12 protein-coding genes are annotated in these 20,281 nt (G+C 73.8%); all 12 read left to right on the top strand.

The features are described 5' to 3' along the window. Positions 1 to 3: 3 nt before the first annotated feature. The 12 genes from ACIRQY_RS07130 to ACIRQY_RS07075 all read left to right on the top strand — a co-directional run bounded on the left by ACIRQY_RS07130 (position 4) and on the right by ACIRQY_RS07075 (position 20,176). Positions 4 to 234: an MbtH family protein gene (locus ACIRQY_RS07130; protein WP_403922759.1), complete on the top strand. Its 231-nt coding sequence runs from the start codon at positions 4 to 6 to the stop codon at positions 232 to 234. Continuing rightward, the gene (locus ACIRQY_RS07125) at positions 231 to 8,612 is read left to right on the top strand and encodes an amino acid adenylation domain-containing protein (protein ID WP_403922758.1); all 8,382 of its coding nucleotides are present in this window, start codon (positions 231 to 233) and stop codon (positions 8,610 to 8,612) included. Before ACIRQY_RS07130 ends, ACIRQY_RS07125 begins: the two co-directional genes overlap by 4 nt. Then, positions 8,609 to 9,877: an MFS transporter gene (locus ACIRQY_RS07120; RefSeq protein WP_403922757.1), complete on the top strand. Its 1,269-nt coding sequence runs from the start codon at positions 8,609 to 8,611 to the stop codon at positions 9,875 to 9,877. The genes ACIRQY_RS07125 and ACIRQY_RS07120 overlap by 4 nt, the downstream gene beginning before the upstream one ends. After that, a complete protein-coding gene (locus tag ACIRQY_RS07115) occupies positions 9,874 to 10,494 on the top strand; it encodes a hypothetical protein (RefSeq protein ID WP_403922756.1) in 621 nt (206 codons plus the stop codon). The genes ACIRQY_RS07120 and ACIRQY_RS07115 overlap by 4 nt, the downstream gene beginning before the upstream one ends. A gap of 157 nt (positions 10,495 to 10,651) precedes the next feature. Then, the gene (gntD, locus tag ACIRQY_RS07110) at positions 10,652 to 11,674 is read left to right on the top strand and encodes a guanitoxin biosynthesis L-enduracididine beta-hydroxylase GntD (protein WP_351780860.1); all 1,023 of its coding nucleotides are present in this window, start codon (positions 10,652 to 10,654) and stop codon (positions 11,672 to 11,674) included. 234 nt (positions 11,675 to 11,908) lie between these two features. Next, positions 11,909 to 12,757, top strand: a complete 849-nt coding sequence (locus ACIRQY_RS07105) for a thioesterase II family protein (protein WP_403922755.1) — start codon at positions 11,909 to 11,911, stop codon at positions 12,755 to 12,757. Positions 12,758 to 12,842: 85 nt separating this feature from the next. After that, positions 12,843 to 13,157 (top strand): hypothetical protein, encoded by a 315-nt coding sequence (locus ACIRQY_RS07100; RefSeq protein WP_351780863.1) that lies wholly within the window; start codon positions 12,843 to 12,845, stop codon positions 13,155 to 13,157. 96 nt (positions 13,158 to 13,253) lie between these two features. After that, complete coding sequence (locus ACIRQY_RS07095; RefSeq protein ID WP_403922754.1) at positions 13,254 to 14,450, top strand: MFS transporter; 1,197 nt, start codon at positions 13,254 to 13,256, stop codon at positions 14,448 to 14,450. 258 nt (positions 14,451 to 14,708) lie between these two features. After that, a complete protein-coding gene (locus ACIRQY_RS07090; RefSeq protein WP_403922753.1) occupies positions 14,709 to 15,599 on the top strand; it encodes a hypothetical protein in 891 nt (296 codons plus the stop codon). Between the two features lie 375 nt (positions 15,600 to 15,974). Beyond that, entirely contained in the window at positions 15,975 to 16,352 is a 378-nt protein-coding gene (locus tag ACIRQY_RS07085) for a VOC family protein (protein ID WP_351780867.1), read from the top strand. A gap of 174 nt (positions 16,353 to 16,526) precedes the next feature. Further along, on the top strand, positions 16,527 to 18,221 hold the full coding sequence (locus tag ACIRQY_RS07080; RefSeq protein WP_351780869.1) for an arginine decarboxylase: 1,695 nt from the start codon (positions 16,527 to 16,529) through the stop codon (positions 18,219 to 18,221). Between the two features lie 356 nt (positions 18,222 to 18,577). Next, positions 18,578 to 20,176 (top strand): class I adenylate-forming enzyme family protein, encoded by a 1,599-nt coding sequence (locus tag ACIRQY_RS07075; protein ID WP_403922752.1) that lies wholly within the window; start codon positions 18,578 to 18,580, stop codon positions 20,174 to 20,176. Positions 20,177 to 20,281: the final 105 nt, after the last annotated feature.

Below are 20,281 nucleotides of genomic sequence, written 5' to 3'. Positions count from 1 at the left end.
GCCATGGAGAACCAGGCCACCAACCCGTTCGAGGACGCCACCGGCACGTACCTCGTCCTGCGCAACACCGCCGGCCAGTACTCCCTGTGGCCGGACTTCGCGGACGTCCCCGGCGGATGGCACACCGTCTTCGGGCCCGCACCGCGAACGGCGTGCGCGGAGCACGTCGAGGAGAACTGGACGGACCTGACCCCGGCCCGGCGGCCCGCCGCGACGGGAGGCCGGACGGCATGACCACGACCACACCCCACGAAGCCGTCGGCCTCGTCGACGGCGACGAGCACGACCGCGCGGGCGACGGCTCCGGCCACGGCCACGGCCCGGCGACGACCGGTCTGGTCGACCGGTTCGAGGCGCGGGCGGCCCGCTCCCCGCTGGCGCCCGCGCTGGTCGCCGGGGACACCGTCGTCACCTACGGCGAACTGAGGGACCGGGCCGACCGGGTGGCACGGCGGCTCACCGACCGGGGCGTCGGCCCCGAGGACGTCGTGGCGGTCCTGCTGCCCTCCTCGCCCGACCTGGTCGCCGCGCTCCTCGGCACCCTGAAGGCCGGGGCGATGTACCTGCCCCTGGACCCCGGGTACCCGCCGGACCGGCTCGCCCACATGTGGGCGGACGCGGGACCCCGCGCGCTGCTCACCACCCGGGGGACGGCGGCGGCCCTCGCCGGAACCACCGCGTTCGACGGGGCCCCGCACCTCCACCTGGACGAGCGGGACTCCCTCGAACACGGGGGCCCGGCTCCGTCCGCCGCACCGGCCCCCGGACACGCACCGGCCCCCGGACACGCATCCGCCCCCGGGCGCGACCCGTACCCCCCGTACGACCCGGACCGGGGCGCGTACACCATCTACACCTCCGGCTCGACGGGCCGCCCCAAGGGCGTGGTCGTCACCCACCGGTCGCTGACCAACTTCCTGGACTGCCTGACGGACCGGTTCCGGGTGCACCCCGGTGACGTGGTGCTCTCCACCACCTCGATCTCCTTCGACATCGCCGGTCTCGAGCTCTACCTGCCGCTCGTCAACGGCGCCGCGGCGCACCTGGTCCCCCGGGACACCGCCGTGGACGGGGTGGCACTGCGCCGCCTCCTGGCCTCGGCCCGGCCCACCCTCGTGCAGGGCACCCCGGCGCTGTGGCAACTGCTCCGGGAGTCCGGCTGGAGCCCCGCCGGACTGGCCCCGGAGACCCGCCTGCTGTGCGGCGGCGAGGCGCTGCCGCAGGACCTCGGCGACTTCCTCGCCTCCGGCGCGGCCGAGGTGTGGAACCTGTACGGCCCGACGGAGACCACCATCTGGTCCCTGCTGGCCCCGGTGACCGGGGGAGAGCCCGTCACCATCGGCCGCCCGCTGTGGAACACCGGCGTCCACGTCCTCGACGACCGGCTCGCACCGGTGGCGCCCGGGGAGACCGGCGAGCTGTACCTCTCCGGGGACGGCCTGGCCCGCGGCTACCACGGGCGGGGCGCGCTGACCGCCGAACGCTTCGTGGCCTGCCCCTTCGGCGCCCCCGGGAGCCGGATGTACCGCACCGGAGACCTGGTGCGGCGGCGCCCCGACGGCGCCCTCTCCTTCGTCGGCCGCGTCGACGAACAGGTGAAGATCCGCGGCTACCGCGTCGAACTCGGCGAGATCGAGGCGGCCCTGCGCCGCCTGCCGGACATCGCCCAGGCCCGCGTCGTGCTGCGCGAGGACGTCCCCGGCGCGCCCCGGCTGACCGGGTACGTCGTACCGGCCGCCGGTGCCTCGCCCGCGCCGGACGCCCTGCGCCACGCCCTGGGGGCCTGGCTGCCGCCGTACATGGTGCCCGACGGCATCGCCGTGCTCGACCGGTTCCCGCTGACCCCGGCGGGCAAGGTGGACCGCAAGGCGCTGCCGCCGCTGGACTTCACCGGCTCCGGCGCGGGCCGCGCCCCCGCCACCCCGGGGGAACACGCCCTGACCGGGCTGTTCCGCGAAGTCCTGGGGACCGCCGACGTCGGCGCCGACGACAGCTTCTTCGACCGGGGCGGGAACTCGCTCCTGGCCACCCGGCTCGTCGCCCGCGTCCGGGCCGAACTCGGTGTGGAACTGCCGATCCGGTCCGTCTTCGACGAGCGCACCCCCGCCGCCCTCGCCCGCCGCCTCGCGGACGCCGACCGGGCCAGGCCCGCCGTGCGCCCCATGGACCGGGGCACCTCGCTGCCCCTGTCGTACGCCCAGCAGCGGCTGTACTTCCTGCACCGCCTCGAAGGCCCGTCCTCCACCTACAACCTGCCGATCGCCGTACGGCTGGAGGGCGACCTCGACCCGGCCGCGCTGCACGCGGCCGTCACCGGACTGCTCCGGCGCCACGAGAGCCTGCGGACCCGCTTCCCGGACGGCCCGCACGGCGCCGAACAGCTCGTGGTCGACGCGGCGGACGACGCCGTGGCCGCCGCCGCGCGCGTCACGGTGCGCGAGGTCACCGAGGAGGAACTGCCGGCGGCCGTCGACACCGCGGCCCGGCACCTCTTCGACCTCACCACCGACATCCCGGTACGGGTCGACCTGTTCCGCACCGGAGCCCGCAGCCACGTCCTCCTGCTCTGCATCCACCACATCGCCAGCGACGGCTGGTCCCTGGCCCCGCTGGTGCGCGACCTCTGCGACGCGTACGGCGCCCACCGCGCGGGCACCGCCCCGACGACACCGCCGCTGGAGGTCCAGTACACCGACTACACGCTGTGGCAGCGCGAACTCCTGGGCTCCGCCGACGAGCCGGACAGCCTCATGGCCCGGCAGCTCGCCTACTGGCGCGAGCAGCTCGCGGGCGCCCCCGAACTGCTGGAGCTGCCCACCGACCGGCCCCGCCCCGCGCACGCCACCCACGCGGGCGACGTCGTGCCCTTTGAAGTGCCCGCCGGACTCGCCGACCGGCTCGCCGCGCTGGCCGGACGGGAGGGCGTCAGCCTCTTCATGGTCCTCCAGGCGGCCACGGCGGCCCTCCTCACCAAGCTCGGCGCCGGTACGGACATCCCGCTGGGCAGCGTGCTCGCCGGACGCGCCGACCGCGCCCTCGACGAGAACGTCGGCTTCTTCGTCAACACCCTGGTGCTGCGCACCGACACCTCGGGCGACCCGGCGTTCACCGACCTCCTCGCCCGGGTCAGGACCGCGAACCTGGCCGCCTACGAGCACCAGGACCTGCCGTTCGAATACCTCGTGGACGTCCTCAACCCGGCCCGGGGCACCGGCCACCACCCGCTCTTCCAGGTCCTGCTGGTGCTCCAGAACAACGTGGCACCCCGGTGGCGGCTGGACGGCCTGACCGCCGCCCACGAGGTGGTGCCGACCCGCACCTCGAAGTTCGACCTGACCTTCGAGCTGACCGAACGGTTCACCGCCGACGGCCGCCCGGACGGGCTGAGCGGCGAGATCGAGTTCGCCACCGACCTGTTCGACCGCGCCACGGCACGGACCCTGGCCGACCGGCTCCTGCGGGTGCTGCGCGCGGTGTCCGAGGACCCGTCCCGCCCGCTGGGCTCCCTCGACGTCCTCGGCGCGGACGAACGCCACCGGGTCCTGACCGGGTGGAACGACAACGGCCTCGCGCTCTCCGGAGCGACCTACCCGGAGCTCCTCGCCGACCGGACGGCCCGCACCCCCGACGCCGTCGCGCTCGTCCACGAGGACACCGAGCTGACCTACGCCGAACTCGACCGCCGGTCCAACCGGATCGCCCACTGGCTGATCTCCCGGGGCATCGGCCGCGACGACGTCGTCGGACTCGCCATGCGCCGCCGTCCCGAGCTGCTGAGCGCCCTGCTGGGCATCCTCAAGGCCGGCGCCGTGTATCTGCCGCTGGACCCCGGCTACCCGCCGGACCGGCTGGACTTCATGATCGCCGACAGTGCCCCGGCGATGCTCCTGACCACGTCCGACGTCGTGGCGCACCTCCCCGAGGACGCCCGGCGGGTGCCGCGCCTGGAACTCGACGGCCCGGACGCGGCGCGCGAGCTGGACCGCCACCGGGACACCACCCCGACCGACGCGGACCGCCGCGCCCCCCTGCGCCCCGACGACCTGGCGTACGTCATCTACACCTCGGGCTCCACCGGCCGCCCCAAGGGCGTGGCCGTCACCCACCGGGGCATCCCCAACCTGGCGCACAACTACCTGAAGCGGTTCCGGCTGGAGGAGGGCTCCCGGTTCCTCCAGTTCTCCTCGATCAACTTCGACCCCACCTTCTGCGAACTGTGCTGCACCCTGCTCGCCGGAGCGACCGTGGTGCTCACCTCCCCGGAGGAACTGCTCTCCGCCGACCGCCAGCGGGAGCTGACCGCCCGCCACCGGCCGACGCACATCACCTTCTCGCCCACCATCCTCGGCGGCATGGACCCGGAGGCCCTCGCGGACTGCGGCAACCTGATGGTCGCCGGTGAGGCCTGCCCGCCCGCGCTCGCCGCCGCCTGGGCGCCCGGCCGCCGGATGATCAACGCGTACGGGCCGACCGAGGCCACCGTCGACACCCTGTACTGGGAGTGCGGCAGCGGCCCGGACGGCTACGAGGACTCCTCGGTCCCGGTCGGCCGCCCGCTGACCAACACCCGGGTCTACGTCCTCGACGCCCGGCTGAGCCCGGTGCCGCCCGGCGTCACGGGCGAGCTGTACATCAGCGGCGACGGCCTGGCCCGCGGCTACTTCGGCAGGCCCGGTCTGACCGCCGAACGCTTCGTGGCCTGCCCGTTCGGCCCCGACGGCACCCGGATGTACCGCACCGGCGACCTCGCCCGGTGGCGCGCCGACGGCGTGGTGGACTTCGTCGGCCGCGCCGACGACCAGGTCAAGGTCCGCGGGATGCGCATCGAACTCGGCGAGATCGACGCCGTCCTCAAGGACCACGCCGACGTGGCACAGTCCGCCGTCGTCGTCCGCGAGGACACCCCGGGCCACCAGCAGCTCGTCGGATACGTCGTCCCCGAGGACTCCCGGGCGTCCGGCACGGCCCACGACATCGGGCACGTCGGCACCTGGCACGAGATCCACGAACAGGGCTACAGCGAACAGCGGGACCTCGGCGCCGAACAGGACTTCACCGGCTGGAACTCCAGCTACGACAACCAGCCGCTGCCGCTGGAGCACATGACCCGCTGGCAGCGGGCCACGGTCGACCGCATCCTGGAACTGCGCCCGGACCGCGTCCTCGAAGTGGGCGTCGGCTCGGGGCTCATCCTCCGCCCGGTCGCCCCGCACTGCACCTCGTACACGGGCGTCGACTTCTCGCACGCGCTGATCCGGGCCCTGGGCGAGGCCGTCGCCGGGACCGGGCTGGCCGAGCGGGTCGAGCTGCACACCCTGGCCGCCCACGAGATCGGCACGCTGGCCCCCGCCCGCTACGACACCGTGGTGATCAACTCGGTGGCGCAGTACTTCCCCAGCGTCGACTACCTCGTCGACGTGCTCCGGCAGGCGATGGGACTGCTCGCCCCCGGCGGGCGCGTCCTGCTCGGCGACATCCGCGACCTGCGACTGCTGCGCGCCTTCGTCACCGCCGTCGTCCTGCACGACGGGGCGCACGCCGGTGAACCGCTCTCCGCCGTCCAGCGGCTCGTCGCCCACCAGCGGGAACTGGAACCCGAGCTGCTGCTCGACCCGGCGTTCTTCGCACGGATCGGCGACTGGGTGCCGGACGTCGCCGGAGTGGACGTACAGCTCAAGCGCAGCCCGTACCGCAACGAACTGACCGACTTCCGCTACGACGTGGTCGTGCACAAGTCGGGAGCGGACCTCCGCTCCGTCGCCGACGTGCCCGCACGCAAGTGGAACGGTGCGGAGGACCTCGCCGCCCACCTCGCCGGGACCCGGCCGCCCGCCCTGCGGGTCACCGGCGTCCCCAACGGCCGGGTGGCCGCCCAGGTGGCCGTCGCCGAACGCGTCGCGGCCGGTGCTGGCACCCTCGTACGGGAGCTGCCGGGGGCGGCGGTCCTCGCACCGTCCGCCGTCGACCCCGAGGACCTGTGCGCACTCGGCGCGGACCTCGGCTACACCGCCCACCCGACCTGCGCCGACACCGCCTCGGGCGACCTGTTCGACGTGGTGTTCCTCGCCGGTGGCACCGGCCCGGGCAAGGGGCTGAGCGGAGTGTTCCCGGGCGCACGGGACGACTCCCGGGCACCGCGCGACCTCGCCAACGACCCCCAGGCCGCCGAGCGCGGCCCCCGGCTCGCCGCCGAACTGCGCCGCCACGCGTCCCGGCGGCTGCCGGACCACATGGTGCCCGCGGCCGTCGTCGTCCTGGACGCGCTGCCGCTGACCCCGAACGGCAAGCTGGACGTACGGCGGCTGCCCGCACCGGAGTTCGTCAGCCGGACGGGCAGGCTCCCGGCCACCCCGCGCGAGGCGGCGATGGCCGCGCTGTTCGCCGATGTGCTCGGGCTGGCGACGGTCGGCACCGACGACCGCTTCTTCGACCTCGGCGGCGACAGCATCCGGTCCATCCAGCTCGTCAGCCGGGCCCGCGCCGAGGGCTTCCGGATCACCCCGCGCGACGTCTTCCAGGACCAGACCGTCGAGGCCTTGGTGGCACGGGCCGACCGGGCCGCCGGAACCGGCGCGGAGCCGGGCCCGGAGCGTACGGCCGGGGCCGCCGACGCCTGGCAGAAGATCCTGCGGACCCCCGACCCGGCCTATCCGGTGACGGCGCCGCCCGCCGGTGACCCCTCCGGCGGCCGGATCGTCCGGCGCCTCACCGGGGCGACCGCCGAGAGGCTGCTGACCGTCCTGCCGGAGCTGTACCACTGCGACACCGGACACATCGCGCTGGCCGCGCTGGCCCCGGTGCTCGTCGAATGGCGCCGCACCCTGCTGCCGGAGGCCGGGGCCTGGCTCCGGCTGGACCTGGCCACGGCGGAGTCCGGCGCCCCGCACCCGGTGCGCCTCAACGCGGGCGTCCCCGACACGAGCAGGGCACTGGCCGGACCCCGGGAGCTGGCGCGCGTCCTGAAGCGGGTCAAGGAACAGGTCCGCGCCGTGCCGGACGCCGGTCGCGGCGGCCACCCGGAACACAGCGCCTCCCAGGTGTCGTTCCGGCTGCTGGCCGCCACCACCCCGCTGGACGGACCCCGCGAGAGTACGGACGGCACGGGCCGCGCCCTGTGGATAGAGGCCCGGCCGGCCGGGGACGGCACCGCCCTGGAGAGCGCCTGGCACTGGGACACCGCCCGCCTCACGGAAACCGCCGTGAGCGCGCTCGCCGACCGGTGGCTGACCCTCCTGGAGGCCCTGGCCGACCTGGTGGACCACCCGGAGCTCGGCGGCCTCACCCCGTCCGACGTACCCCTCGTCGAGATCAGCCAGTCCGCCGTCAACCGACTGGAGACCGCCTACCCCGGCCTCCGCGACATCCTGCCCCTCGCCCCGCTCCAGCGCGGCTTCCTGCTGCACGCGGCGGGCGCCGACGACGGCCCCGACCCCTACCAGAGCCAGACCCTGTTCGACCTGGACGGGCCCTGGGACGCCGACCGGCTGCGGCAGGCGGCGCACGCGCTCCTGATGCGCCACGACAACCTGCGCGCCGGGTTCACGCACCACGGTCTGCCCAGGCCGGTGCAGGTGGTGCGGGACCGCGTGGACGTGCCGTGGGCCGCGCACGACCTGTCCTCCCTGACGGAGCCGGAGCGGGAGCGCCGGGAGGCGGAGATCCTCGCCGCCGACCTGGGACACCGCTTCGACCTGGCCGCACCCCCCCTGGTGCGCCTCACCCTGCTGAAGCTGGGCGACGAGCGGTACCGGCTGGTCGTCAGCGACCACCACATCCTGCTCGACGGCTGGTCGGCCTCGCTGCTGTGGCGGGAGCTGTTCGCCCTGTACCGGGGCGAACGGCTGCCGGAGACGACGCCCTTCCGCGACTACCTGGCATGGCTCGCCGGATCGGACGAGGCCACCGCGCTGTCGGCGTGGCGCGACTGCCTGGCGGACGCCGGAGGACCGACCAGGGTCCACCCCGTGAAACCGGCCCAGGGCGTCCCCCCGCGCACCAGCACCGTCACGCTGTCCGCGGAGCTGACCGAGGCGCTGCGCCGCCGGGCGGCCCGGTCCGGCGTCACCCTCAACACGGCCGTGCAGACGGCGTGGGGCCTGGTGCTCGCCCGGCTCACCGGCCGCGACGACGTGGTGTTCGGCAACACCGTCTCGGAGCGCCCCGCCGATCTCGACGGCGCCGAGTCCATGATCGGACTGCTGATCAACACCGTGCCGCTGCGGGTCCGCGTCGCACCGGGCGAGCCGGTCGGCACGACCATGGCCCGGGTGCAGGAGTCGCAGCTGGAGACACTGCCGTACCGCTCCGTCGAACTCACCGACATCCAGCGGATGTTCGGAGCCGACGAACTCTTCGACACCTGCTACGTCTTCCAGAACTATCCCGCCGACGCCCTGGAGTGCGACGCCGGGGACGGACTGCGGGCACGGGAACGGACGCACGGGGCGAAGGGCGTGTCCCACTACCCCCTCGGCATCACCGTGATCCCCGGCACGCGGCTCGACATCATCGTCGGACACCACCCCGAGGTGTTCGACGGAACCCGGATCGACGAGATCGAGGCATCCATCATCAGCACGCTCGAAACCATCGCGGCGGAGGAGGACCGATGAAGAACTTCCTGACGATGGTCCGCGAACTGCCGTTCGCGATGAAGGTCCTGCTGGTCTCCACGGCGGCCCGCGGCCTGAGCTTCTTCGCCATCCTCGCGTACATGCCCATCTACCTGTACGACACGGTGGGCATGGGCGGGGCGGGCATCGGCTACGTGATCGGCGGCAGCGTCCTGGTCGGCACGGTGGCGAGCGTCTACGGCGGCTACGTCGCCGACCGCGTGACGAAGATCAACCTGATCATCGCCCTGGACGCCGTGATCATCCTGCTCTACCTCGGCCTCACCGTCCTGCACGACCCGTTCACGGTCACGGCCATCCTGCTGCTCACCAACGTCGCCTCCTCGACCATGGGCGTCGCGGGCAGCGCCCTGCTCTCCGAGCTGGTGCCGCCCGAGAACCGCACCAAGGTGTTCTCCCTGCGTTATTCGCTGCAGAACATCGGGGCGGCGGTGGGCCCCTTCCTCGGTGTCGCCGCCGTCACGGCCGGCGCGAACGGCCCGATCGTCCTCAGCGCCGCCGTCATCGGCGCGTCCCTGCTGCCCCTGGTGTTCTTCCGCAGCCGTTTCGTACCGGCCGCGAGCCCCGGGAAGGGGGCGCCGGAGACGGCGGGGGAGACCGAGGAGGCCGAGGAGGGGGCGCCCAGCTTCCGCGAGGTGCTGAGGACCATGCGGGGGGACCGGCGGCTGGCCTACTTCACCGTCGGCGGCATCCTCAGCATCGTGGTGTACGGGCCGCTGCTGACCTTCATGTCCCAGTACCTGGTCCTGGTCGAGGACCGCGACACCGCCTACCAGCTGGTCGCCTACATCTCCGCGGCCAACGCCGCCGTGGTCATCACCTTCCAGTACCTCCTCGGCAGCAGGCTGAGACAGGACACCCTGCTCCGCTGGCTGACCGCCGGGATCGGCGCGTTCGTCGCGGGACTCGCCGTGATGTCGTTCTCCACCCACGTGGCCGTCATCGTCATCGCCGTGGTGATCTTCAGTATCGGTGAGGTCATCGTGGTACCGGCCGAGTTCACCTTCATCGACGCCATCGCCCCCGACCACCTGCGCGGCAGCTACTTCGGCGCGCAGAACCTGATCCACGTCGGCATCGCGCTGGGCCCGATCCTCTGCGGATTCCTCCTCCAGCACTTCCCGCCCGCCGTCATGTTCTACGTCCTGATCGCCGTCGTGGTCGCCAGCTGGTGGTTCTACGTCATCGGCTGCCGGGCCACGGCAGCCGCCCGCGAGGCCGAGAGGACGGGAAGCCCGGCATGAGCTTCGACGAGATCACCCGGAAGACGTACTGCCCCTTCGCGAAACCGTCGCGGATGGGCCCCGGAATCACCGTCGCCACCACCGAGATCGAGAAGGAACTGGCGGAACACCGGGACGTCGTCGCGGAGTTCTTCCGCACGGCGGACGAACGCACCCGGGACGGAATGGTCGTCACCTTCGAGGACCCTTCCCTCGGCGCCACCCTGGACGCGCTGGTGGACCTGACCCGGCGCTTCTACCTGACGCTCACCGAGCTCTTCCCGAGCGTCTACCTGCCCGACGACCCCCAGCCGGACCAGCGGTGGTACGCGATGATCGAGAGGGAACTCTTCTTCGTCGTCTCGTTCGCGCCCTGCTACCCGGACACCTCGCCGAGACACACCTACGGCGACCTGCGCACCTACTTCCTGCTCCAGCCGGCCAGCACGTTCGAACGGAACGCCAAGGTCATCGACCGGCGGCGCGCCGGAATCCACCGCGCCTTCACCGCGGTCGGCAAGCCCTACTCGGCGCGCCTGGCGAACGTGGAGAACGACATGTTCAAGGCCGTGATGCCGATCGACCCCCTCGACCAGCACATTCCGTGGTGGACCGGGGAAGCCGCCGACTCGGTGTGAGCACCGCCCCGCGCGGCGGATGCCGAGCGGCGGATGCCGCGGCCCCCGGCGGAAACAGCGCCCCGGCGGAAACAGCGCCCCGGCGGAAAACCAGCAGCCCCAGCGGAAAAGCAGCCCGCAGAAGAAATCGCAGCCCTCAGACAGAGAAGAGACGCCGGTGAACGAGTACCGCGGAATCCTGAGCTACGACATCTCGGCCGAGGAGAAGGCCGCCATCGAGCAGCTGCTCGCCCACCCGGAGGTCGCCCGCCGCGACCCCGGCGAGCAGGGCTTCCACGACGACGCCTGGGAGCTGGCGGCGCGGGTCCCGGTCGGACTGCGCCGGTTCCTTGAGGACTTCCGGCGCACCGACTCCGCCGCCGCCTTCCTGCTGCGCGGCTTCGGCGTCGACGACGAGGCGGTGGGCCCGACCCCGCGCAACTGGTCCGAGGCCGCGTCCGCCGGCCGTACCCGCCGGGAGGAGCTGTTCCTCGCGGTCATCGGCAAGTGCCTGGGCGAGGTGTTCAGCTGGCCCACCCTGCAGAACGGCCGCATGATCCAGAACGTGCTGCCCATCGAGGGCGAGGAGGCCCAGCAGAGCGGCCACGGCAGCGACGTCCTGCTGGAGTGGCACACCGAGGACGCCTTCCACCCCTACCGCTGCGACTACCTCTCCCTCTTCGGCGTCCGCAACCACGACCGGGTCCCCACGACCCTGGCCTCCGTCCGTGAGGTGAAGCTGTCGCCCGAGGTCCGCCGGGTGCTGTCCGAGCCGCGCTTCTACATCCTTCCCGACGACGAGCACCTGCGTCAGCTCGCGGTGCACCGCCCCGACGACCCCGGGCTGCTGCGGGTGCGCGCCATGCGGGACAACCCCGAGCCGGTCGCCGTGCTGTTCGGCGCCGCCGACTCGCCCTACCTCCGCATCGACCCGTACTTCATGCGCTGCGTGGAGGGCGACGCCGTGGCGGAGCTGGCGCTCAAGGAACTCGTCGCGGAACTGGAGCGGGCCCAGCAGGACGTGGTCGTCGACGCGGGCACCCTGCTGGTCGTCGACAACTACCTTGCCGTCCACGGCCGCCGGTCCTTCACCGCGCGCTACGACGGAACCGACCGGTGGCTGCAGAAGGCGGTCATCACCCGGGACCTCCGCAGGTCGCGCGGCACCCGGGACTCCGCCGCGGGCCGCCTCGTCGTCTGACCGCGATGCCGGACGGCCGCGGAGCCCGCCGCCGGGCCCGCCCCGCCCGCACCGGCCGCACCCGGCCCGCACCTGCCGTACCGCCCCCGGCCCCCCGGCCCGCCCGTACCGGGGTCACCTAGCCCGCACCGGAACCCTCGCCCGTGCCGGAACCCACGTCCGCCCGCCGTCGCGCCCACCCGCCCGTACCGGGGCCACCCCCGCCCTGACCGGGGCACACCACGAAGGACAGCCATGAGCGTTCTGGAAGACAGCATTCTGAAGGACGGCCCCCTGCGGGGAGGCGCCCGGGACGACGGCGGCCGGGAGCGCCCGGACGGCACGGTGTGGTTCCGGACGGTCAAGCGGTGTGCCGCCCCGCGCGTCAGGCTGCTCTGCTTCCCCCACGCGGGCGGCGCCGCGAGCTTCTTCCGCGACTGGGCGGGCCGCGTCCCGGACGACGTGGAGGTCCTGGCCGTCCGCTACCCCGGCCGGGAGGACCGCCTCTTCGACGAACTGCCCTCCTCCCTGGAGGAGATGGGCGGGCTCGTGGCGGACGCGTGCGGCCCGTTCCTGGACGCCCCGCTGGCACTGTTCGGCCACAGCATGGGGGCGTCCGTCGCCTACGAGACGGCGCTGCGGCTGCGGCGGGCCGGAGCCCCGGCGCCGACCGCGCTGTTCGTCTCGGCCCGTACGGCGCCCGGCCAGGAGTTCCCCCGCCCCTTCACGTACAACGAGGTCTCCGAACTACTCGAACACGTCGAGTCGTTGGGAGGGACCGGCCGTGACGCGCTGCGCGACCCGGACGTGCTGGACCTGGTGCTCCCCTCCCTGCGCGGTGACTACCACCTGGTGGGCCGGTACCGGGGCGCGGTCGAGAAGGGCGCGCTGAGCCTGCCCGTCGTCGCGTACTTCGGGACCGGGGACCCGCACGCGGGCCGGGAGGTCGTCGCGCACTGGGCGTCCGTGACGAGCGGCGGATTCTCCCTGCGCGCCTTCGACGGCGACCACTTCTATCTGCGGGAGCACCGCGACGCCCTCCTCACGGACCTCTTCGGACGCCTGGAACAGGTCGGCCGGGGCGGTCCCGGCACCGCCGTCTGAGGTGGCGCCCGCGCGCGCCGGGGAAGAGGGGAACGATGCCGGAACCCAGTTCACCGGCACCCGGCCGGCCCGTAATCTGCGAGGTATGACAGGCGACATGGACGAGTACGACGACAGCGAGGGCGTGTCCTCCCCCGGAGAGGGGGTGGCCGACCAGGAGCGTTCCTACTGGGACAACCGGCGGCTCATCCAGGACCTTGAGGACGACGAGGCGGGACGCCGTGAACGGCGCAGACTGAAACTGGAGGAGCGCAAGATGCACCTGCGGGTCCGTATGCACCGCTACGGCCGCCAGCAGGAGCAGGAACCGCTCCCGCCGGACCTCGTGCTGCCGCCCTTCTCCCGCCCTGAGGACCCTTACGGGGACGAGTCCGCCGACCATGACGGGCGGCGGGACTGAGGGTCCGCGCCGACCGCGACGGGGGACCGTCCGCTGGGGCGGCCCGGGGAGGATGACCGATCCGCCGGGGCCTCCTCAGAGGCCAGCCTGGCGGCCATGCGCTGGTATCTGACGGGTGTCGTCGTGTCCGGGTTCGGTACGACGGCGATGTGGCTGGTCTCCGGGATCTGGGTGAAGTCCCTGACGGGGTCCGACGGTCTCGCGGCCCTCGCCGCCGTCGCCCTCTGGGCCCCCGTCCTCCTCGGGCCGCTGCTCGGCACGCTCGCCGACCGGGCGCGGCGGCGCCCGCTCCTGGTCGCGCTCGACCTCGGCGCGGCGGCCGTGCTGCCGCTGCTCCTGTGGGTGGACTCGGCCGGGCGGGTGTGGCTGCTCCTCGCGGTGCTCGTGCTCTACGGGGCGCAGGGCGCCGTCCACGACGCGGCGGAGCAGGCCCTCGTCGCCACCGCTCTGGACGAGGAGCGGCGCGGGGCCTTCAACGGCCTGCGGATGTCAGCGAACGAGTCGGTGAAACTGGTCGCCCCGCTGGTGGCCGCCGGACTCTTCGCCCGGTACGGCGCCGGGCCCGTCGTCCTCCTCGACGCGGCGAGCTTCGTCCTGGCGGCTGCCGTGTTCGCGCGGATGCCGGTACGGGAGGCCCGCCCGTCCCGGCCCCCAGCCCAGCCCCCAGCCCGGCCCCCGTCCCGGAACTGGTGGCGGGAGACCACCGAGGGGGCCCGGCTCCTGCGCGCCTCGCCGGTGCTGCGGCCCCTGGTGGCGACCGGCGCCTTCACGATGCTGCTCGCCGGGGTGAACGGGGCTTCGGTGTACGCGGTCGTGGACCAGGGGCTCGGGCGCCCGCCCGCGTACGCCGGTGTGCTCTACGCCGTCCAGGGCGCGGGCTCCGTCCTCGCGGGGCTGCTCACCGGACCGCTCCTGCGCCGCCTGCCGGAACGGTCGCTCGCGGCCCTCGGGCTGTTCCTGTTCGCGGTGGCGGTGGGCGTACGGGCGCTGCCGCACGAGGCGACGGCCCTCGCGGCGAGCGGGATGATCGGCGTGGGCCTGCCGTGGGTGCTGGTCGCGGTGATCACGGCGGTGCAGCGGGAGGCCCCGCCGGACGCGGTCGGCCGGACGGCGGCCACCACGAACACCCTGCTCTTCGCCCCGAACGCCCTGTCGATGGGCCTCGGCGCGGCCCTCGTCACCCTGACGGACATCAGGGTCCTGCTCCCGCTGCTCACCCTGGCGGGAACGGCCTGGGCGGCCTGTCTCACCCTCCGGGGGCGCGCCGGAGCGGTCCGGGAGGAGGCGGGCTGACCCCGGGCCCCGGCCGGAGCACCGGGGAGCGGGGAATCCGGGAGCGGGGAAGCGGGAGCGCGGGGAAGTCGGGGATGCGGGGAAGTCGGGGAAGCGGGGAGGCCGGAGCGCGGGGAAGCCCGGGAGTCGGGGAGGTCGGGCAAGCGGGGAGGCCGGGACATCAGGAGCAAGGGGGAATCATTGCTTCCGGCCCGCCCCGGCCGCGACAATCGATCATTTGGTCGAGGGTGCCCAGCGGGCGCCGGGTCAGGGGGACTTGTGAGGGAGAGGACGCCGAACAGCGTCATCACCGGGGGCGGCACGACGGCTCGTTTCGACGGGGTGTCGCTGACGATCGAGCGGGGGGACGCCGTCTGGACCCTTCCGGTCCAGGCGCTGGCCGAGACGTCCCTCACGGGGCGGTCGACCGTACGGGTGGAGATCAGCGGGGTGCTCCGCGAGGACACCGGCGCGGCGCACGGTCTCGGACCGGCCGTGGAGCTCCGGGCGCCCAACGCCACGGCGGCGGGGGCCTTCCACGATCTGCTGCGCGCCGGGATCTCGACGGCCCGGCGGGCGCCGGACGGGGCCGCGCTGGTCCGGATGGAGCGCCGCGCGCCCCGGCCCCGTCCGGACGGCGGGACGTTCCAGCGCGCGGCGCTCGTGGTGGCCGGGCTCGTCCCGTACGCGATGGTCTTCGTCCTGCTGGGGCTGGCCAGTCCGGAGACGAACGCCGCGCTGATCGCGGTGTCCCTGTCGTTCAGTGCCGTCGCGGGGCTCGTCGGCGGCAACGTCCTGTGGCGGGTGGGCCGCCGGGCCCGGTCGCTGTGGCTGCTGCGCGGGCGTGGCATCGGGGTGACGGGCAGGGTGACTGGTTACGTGCGGATCTGGTCCAAGGGCCCGCACCTGTGGGTCTTCTCCCGGATGGCGTTCCGTACCGTCGGCGGGCAGGAGCTGACCGAGGTGCCCTCGGTGGTGACGGTCTGGGGCCTCAGCAACGCCTCGCTGCGGGGTCGTGCGGTCGACCTCGTCTACGACCCCGAGCACCCGTCCCGCGCCAGCCGCCCCCTGACCTTCGGATTCGTCCTGCGGACCCTGGTCCTCGCGTCGGCGGGCGGTCTGGCGCTGTCCGGAGCGGTCTTCGGCGTCCTGTTCCACCTGCCCGGCTGAACACCGGGGAACGGGCGCGGTCGGTGGCGGACGAGGGCGGATGACGGTGACCGGGGGTGGATGACGGCGGTCGGGGGCGGTCGGGGCGGCCGGGCGGAGTCCCGGGCGGTTCTGCGCGCTCCGGGACCGGACCCGGCGCCCGGTCCCGGAGCCTGGTCCCGCCGGGCCGCGCGGCGCCCGGTCCCGCCCGGGCTGTCCGGGCTGTCCGGCATCCTGTCCCGTCCGGACGGTCGGATGCCCGGTCCCGCCCGGACGGCCCGGCCGCCCGGCGCCTGGCCCCGGCCCGGCCCCGGCCTGGCACCCCGCTCCCGGCGTCAGGCACCTCAGGTGTCGGCCTCCCGGCGTCAGGCTCCGCCCGGCACCTACGATCCCCGCATGATCGCCACCCTGCAGTGCCTCGTCGTCGACTGTCCCGAGCCCGCCCGGCTGGCCGCGTTCTACCAGGCCGTCCTCGGGGGTGAGGTGGACCGGCCCGACCCGCGCTGGGGCGTCGGAGCGGACTGGTCCACCCTGCACACGCCCGGCGGACTCGTCCTCTGCTTCCAGCGCGTCGCGGACCACCGCCCGCCCGGGTGGCCGGACCCGGAGCGGCCCCAGCAGTTCCATCTGGACCTCGACGTCCCCGACGCGGAAGCCGCCCGTGAACAGGTCCTCGCCCTCGGCGCGACCCTCCTGGACGAGGGCCCCGCCGACCGGGGCTGGCGCGTTTACGCCGACCCGGCGGGCCACCCGTTCTGTCTGCTCGGACGCTGAGGCCCGGCCGCGAGCCGGGGGCGGCCGGGCCTCGGTGTCCGTCAAACCGCCCCCGTCCCCGCGCCCCGTAGCCCTCCGTCATCCGCGCAGGTCGGCCGGACGGCCCCCGTGGGGGTCCATCACGGTCGCTGATGACAGTTGATACCTTCACGAAGGTTTTTATTTCATGGGTCCATGACCGCATCCACCAGCTCCACTCCGGAGCCGGCTTCACCGCCGGCTCGTTCCGGGGCCTACCCGGACGGCAGGACCACCCCCCTCGCCGACGCCGTGCTCGCAGTCGCCCGACGTGACATCGCCACGTTCCACGCGCTGCCCCTCTCGCACGGCCGGTCTATCCGCGACTCCCACATGAGGGAGACCTACGAGGCGCTCTTCGGCGCCGCGCAGCTCGCGGCCGACGTGTCGTACAGCGGCACGATGCTCGACTCCTTCTTCCGGCCCCGGGGCCCGCTCCGGGAGGCCCAGCGCCTCGCCGCCCGCAGCTTCGGCGCCGACGCCACCTTCTTCCTCTCCGCCGGCACCAGCACCGCCAACCGGGTCGCCCTCACCGCGCTGACCCAGCCCGGCTCCCGGGTCCTCGCGGACCGCTCCTGCCACCAGTCGGTGCACTTCGCCCTCAACTCGCTCGGCGTCACCGTCTCGTACGCGCCGATGCAGTACTGCTGCGACGTCTGCCCCCGCACCTACGCCGACCTCCCCCGGCTCCTGGAGATGTTCCGTGCCGCCGCCGTCGAGGGGCGCCCCTACGACACCGTCGTGCTCTCCGCCGTCTCCTACGACGGCGTCCGCTACGACCTGCCGACGGTCCTGGCCGAACTCGCCGCCGTCCACCCCGGCGTCTCCGTCCTCGTCGACGAGGCCTGGGGCGCGGCCCACCGCTTCCACCCCCGGCTGCGCCCGCTCACCGCCCTGCACGCCGTGGAGACGCTGCGCTCCGGCGACCCCCGGCTCGACCTGAACGTCGCCGTCACCCACTCCGCGCACAAGTCGATGTCCGCGCTCCGCCAGGGCTCCTACCTGCACCTCATCGGCGACGGCGAGGCCCGCGAACGCACCGCGCAGGCCCTCTTCCAGCACCACACCACCTCCCCCAGCTGGCCCGTGCTCGCCAGTCTGGACCTGGCCAGGCTCCAGGCGGAGACCGAGGGCGAGATGCTCCTCGGCCGCTCCCTGAACCTCGCCCGCACCCTGCGCGTCGAACTCGCCACGGACCCGCGCCTCTCCGCCTACCGGCCGCTCGGGCCCGACGGGCACCTGACCGACCCCGGGCAGCTCGTCAGCGACGACCCCACCCGGGTCCTCGTGGACATCAGCGCCCTCGGGATCACGGCGGCCGACTTCCGCCGGATGCTCTTCGACGAGTACGCCCTGTACGTCGCCCGGGAGAGCGGCGACGCCGTCCTCTTCCACATCCACATCGGGGTGGACGAGGCGACCCTGCTGCGACTGCTCGACGCCCTGCGCACCATCCAACGCACCTACCGCAGCGCCTCCGCCGCCCTGGCCGCGGGCACCTCCGAGCACTTCATCATCGCCTACCCGCCCGGCATCCCGATCACCGTGCCCGGCGAGAAGCTCTGCGAGCGGACCCTCAGCCAGATCGACTCCCTGCGGTCCAGCGGCTGCGAGATCTACACGCTGCGGAACCCGGCCGTCCCGGCGGGCGACCCGGCCGCGCGGATCGCGACCGGGCCCCCGCCGGTCACGGCCGACCGGCTGGCGGCGGGCCTCACCGCCCTGACGTCCGAGCGGCTCGCCGGGGCCGCCGCCGCCGTCTCCGCGGCGGCCACCACCGCCGCCACGGTCACGGCGGCGGCCACCGCCACGACCGCCACCGCGGGTGCGGGCGCCGTGGCCTCCGGCTGACCCGGGATCCACCCCGACCCGACCCCGAACCCGCTCCCTTCGGATCCGTTCTCCCCGAATCCGCTCCCTTCGGATCGCTCCCGGACCCCTACGGCCTTTCCCGTACGGCCCCGAGCCCAGGCCCGGCCCGTACGACCACGGCCCGTACGACCACGGCTTCGCACCCACGCCCACGCCGACCACCCGAAGAGCCCGCGCTCGACCCTGCCCCCCCCGTGGCTCGACCCGTACGGCCCCGCGCCCGGCCCCTAGGTAGGGCCTCCCAACGGCCCCTGCGGCCTCCCGCCGGGTCCGGGTCGTCCCCTACGGGCCCCGTCCGTCGTCCTCGTACCGCCCGACCTTCAGGAGAGTTCTCCATGATCAAGATCGCGGACATCCGCAAGCACGCCGTCCGCTGGCCGCAGCGCGTCGCCGTCGTCGACGGCGAGACGCGGCTGAACTGGGCCAGCCTCGCCGACAAGGTCAGCCGGGTGGCCTGCGCCGTCCAGGACCTGCTGCCCGAGACCCGGCCCGCCCGTGCCGTCTTCGTCGCCGAGAACAGCTGGGAGCTGGTGGTCTCCATGGCCGCCGTCAGCTCGCTCGGCATCCCCTGCGTCGGCCTCGACTACACCGCCGGGCCCGTCGCCACCAGGGCGGCGCTCGACCAGCTCGAACCGACCGTCGTGATCACCTCCCGGGCCCACCGGGGCCTGGTGGAGGAGTGCGGCTGGCCGGGCGGCCGGGACATACTCGACATATTCATCGACAGTGAGCCCGTGGGCCTGCCCGACGGACAGACCGTCCCGGTCAGCTTCACCGACCTCCTGGTGTCCGCGCCCGGTGAACCGCACCCCGTGGAACAGCCCTTCGAGGCCTTCTCGTTCACCTCGGGCACCAGCGGCGTGCCCAAGATGGTGGTCCGCCGCACCTCCTTCGAGGCCCGCAGGTTCGCCGACCTCGTGGACCAGTACGCCTTCGACGAGGAGGACGTGCACCTGGTGACCGTGCCGCTCTACCACGCCTCCGGGCCCGGCTGGGCCCGCATCTTCCTCACCCTCGGCGGCACCGTCGTCCTCGGCCCGCACGACGACGCCGGGGACCTCATCCGCATCATCCAGGAGGAGGGCGTCTCGACCACCCTCATGGTGCCGCCCGTCCTCGCCCGGGTCGTCGCCCACCCGGACTCCGAGCACCTCCACAAGACGTCCCGGCTCCACTTCGTGCTCTCCGGCGGCCGGCACCTCAACCGCTGGGTCATCAACAACGCCTGGGACCGCCTCGGGCCCGTCCTCCACCTCTACTACGGGACCACCGAGACCGGTGTGAACGTCATGATCGGCCCCGAGGAGCTGCACGTGGCACCCGCCCGTTCCGGCCGCCCCATGCCCGGCAACACCGTCGTCGTCCTCGACGCCGACAACCGGCCCCTGGCCAAGGGGAGCCGGGGCCGGATCGCCATAGCCAGTTACCAGCTGATGGACAGTTACGCGACCAGCGAGCCCGATTTCATGACCCTCGACTACGGCGGGCGCACCCAGCGGTTCCTGCTCACCGGCGACAGCGGTCTCGTCGACGAGGCGGGCCGTCTCGAACTCACCGGACGCAACGACGGCGTGGCCAAGGCGGAGGCGGGCAAGCCGCTCGACGTCAACATATTCGGCCTGGAGGCCGACCTGATGGACCTGCCCTGCGTCCGGGAGACCGCCGTCCTGAGGACCCGGATCGACGGGGTGGGCGAGGTCCTGGTCGTGCCCTTCACCCCGGTCGCGCCCGAGCGCCAGGAGAGCGGCTACCGGGCGGTCAGCGCCGCCTGCTCGCGCCGGGTGCCCTGCCTGCCCGCGTACGTGGTGCCGGTCGACTCCATCCCGTACAGCCCGACCGGGAAGGTCAGGGCGTCCCAGCTCCTGGAGTCGGTGCTGCCGCTGATCGACGTCCGTCCGACGGCCACCCGGGAGGCGGAACCGGTCGGGGTCTGACCCCGACGGTTCCGGACCCCCGACGGCTCCGGACCCCCGACGGCTCCGGACCCCCGACGGCTCCGGACCCCTTACGGCTCCGGGACCTGTAAGGCCCTCCCCTTA

Origin of the sequence: Streptomyces sp. NPDC101490, assembly GCF_044767145.1 — a bacterium.
GTDB lineage: Bacteria > Actinomycetota > Actinomycetes > Streptomycetales > Streptomycetaceae > Streptomyces.
The sequence above is the reverse complement of the archived record's forward strand: the minus strand, read 5'-3'. Positions and strand labels throughout refer to the sequence as shown.

What these genes read in the sequence shown, in the direction of transcription:
- ACIRQY_RS07115 (WP_403922756.1), top strand. Translation starts at nt 9,874, where the DNA reads ATGAGCTTCGACGAGATCACCCGGAAGACGTACTGCCCCTTCGCGAAA.
- ACIRQY_RS07100 (WP_351780863.1), top strand. Translation starts at nt 12,843, where the DNA reads ATGACAGGCGACATGGACGAGTACGACGACAGCGAGGGCGTGTCCTCC.
- ACIRQY_RS07080 (WP_351780869.1), top strand. Translation starts at nt 16,527, where the DNA reads ATGACCGCATCCACCAGCTCCACTCCGGAGCCGGCTTCACCGCCGGCT.
- ACIRQY_RS07085 (WP_351780867.1), top strand. Translation starts at nt 15,975, where the DNA reads ATGATCGCCACCCTGCAGTGCCTCGTCGTCGACTGTCCCGAGCCCGCC.
- ACIRQY_RS07095 (WP_403922754.1), top strand. Translation starts at nt 13,254, where the DNA reads ATGCGCTGGTATCTGACGGGTGTCGTCGTGTCCGGGTTCGGTACGACG.
- ACIRQY_RS07105 (WP_403922755.1), top strand. Translation starts at nt 11,909, where the DNA reads ATGAGCGTTCTGGAAGACAGCATTCTGAAGGACGGCCCCCTGCGGGGA.
- ACIRQY_RS07130 (WP_403922759.1), top strand. Translation starts at nt 4, where the DNA reads ATGGAGAACCAGGCCACCAACCCGTTCGAGGACGCCACCGGCACGTAC.
- ACIRQY_RS07075 (WP_403922752.1), top strand. Translation starts at nt 18,578, where the DNA reads ATGATCAAGATCGCGGACATCCGCAAGCACGCCGTCCGCTGGCCGCAG.
- ACIRQY_RS07125 (WP_403922758.1), top strand. Translation starts at nt 231, where the DNA reads ATGACCACGACCACACCCCACGAAGCCGTCGGCCTCGTCGACGGCGAC.
- ACIRQY_RS07120 (WP_403922757.1), top strand. Translation starts at nt 8,609, where the DNA reads ATGAAGAACTTCCTGACGATGGTCCGCGAACTGCCGTTCGCGATGAAG.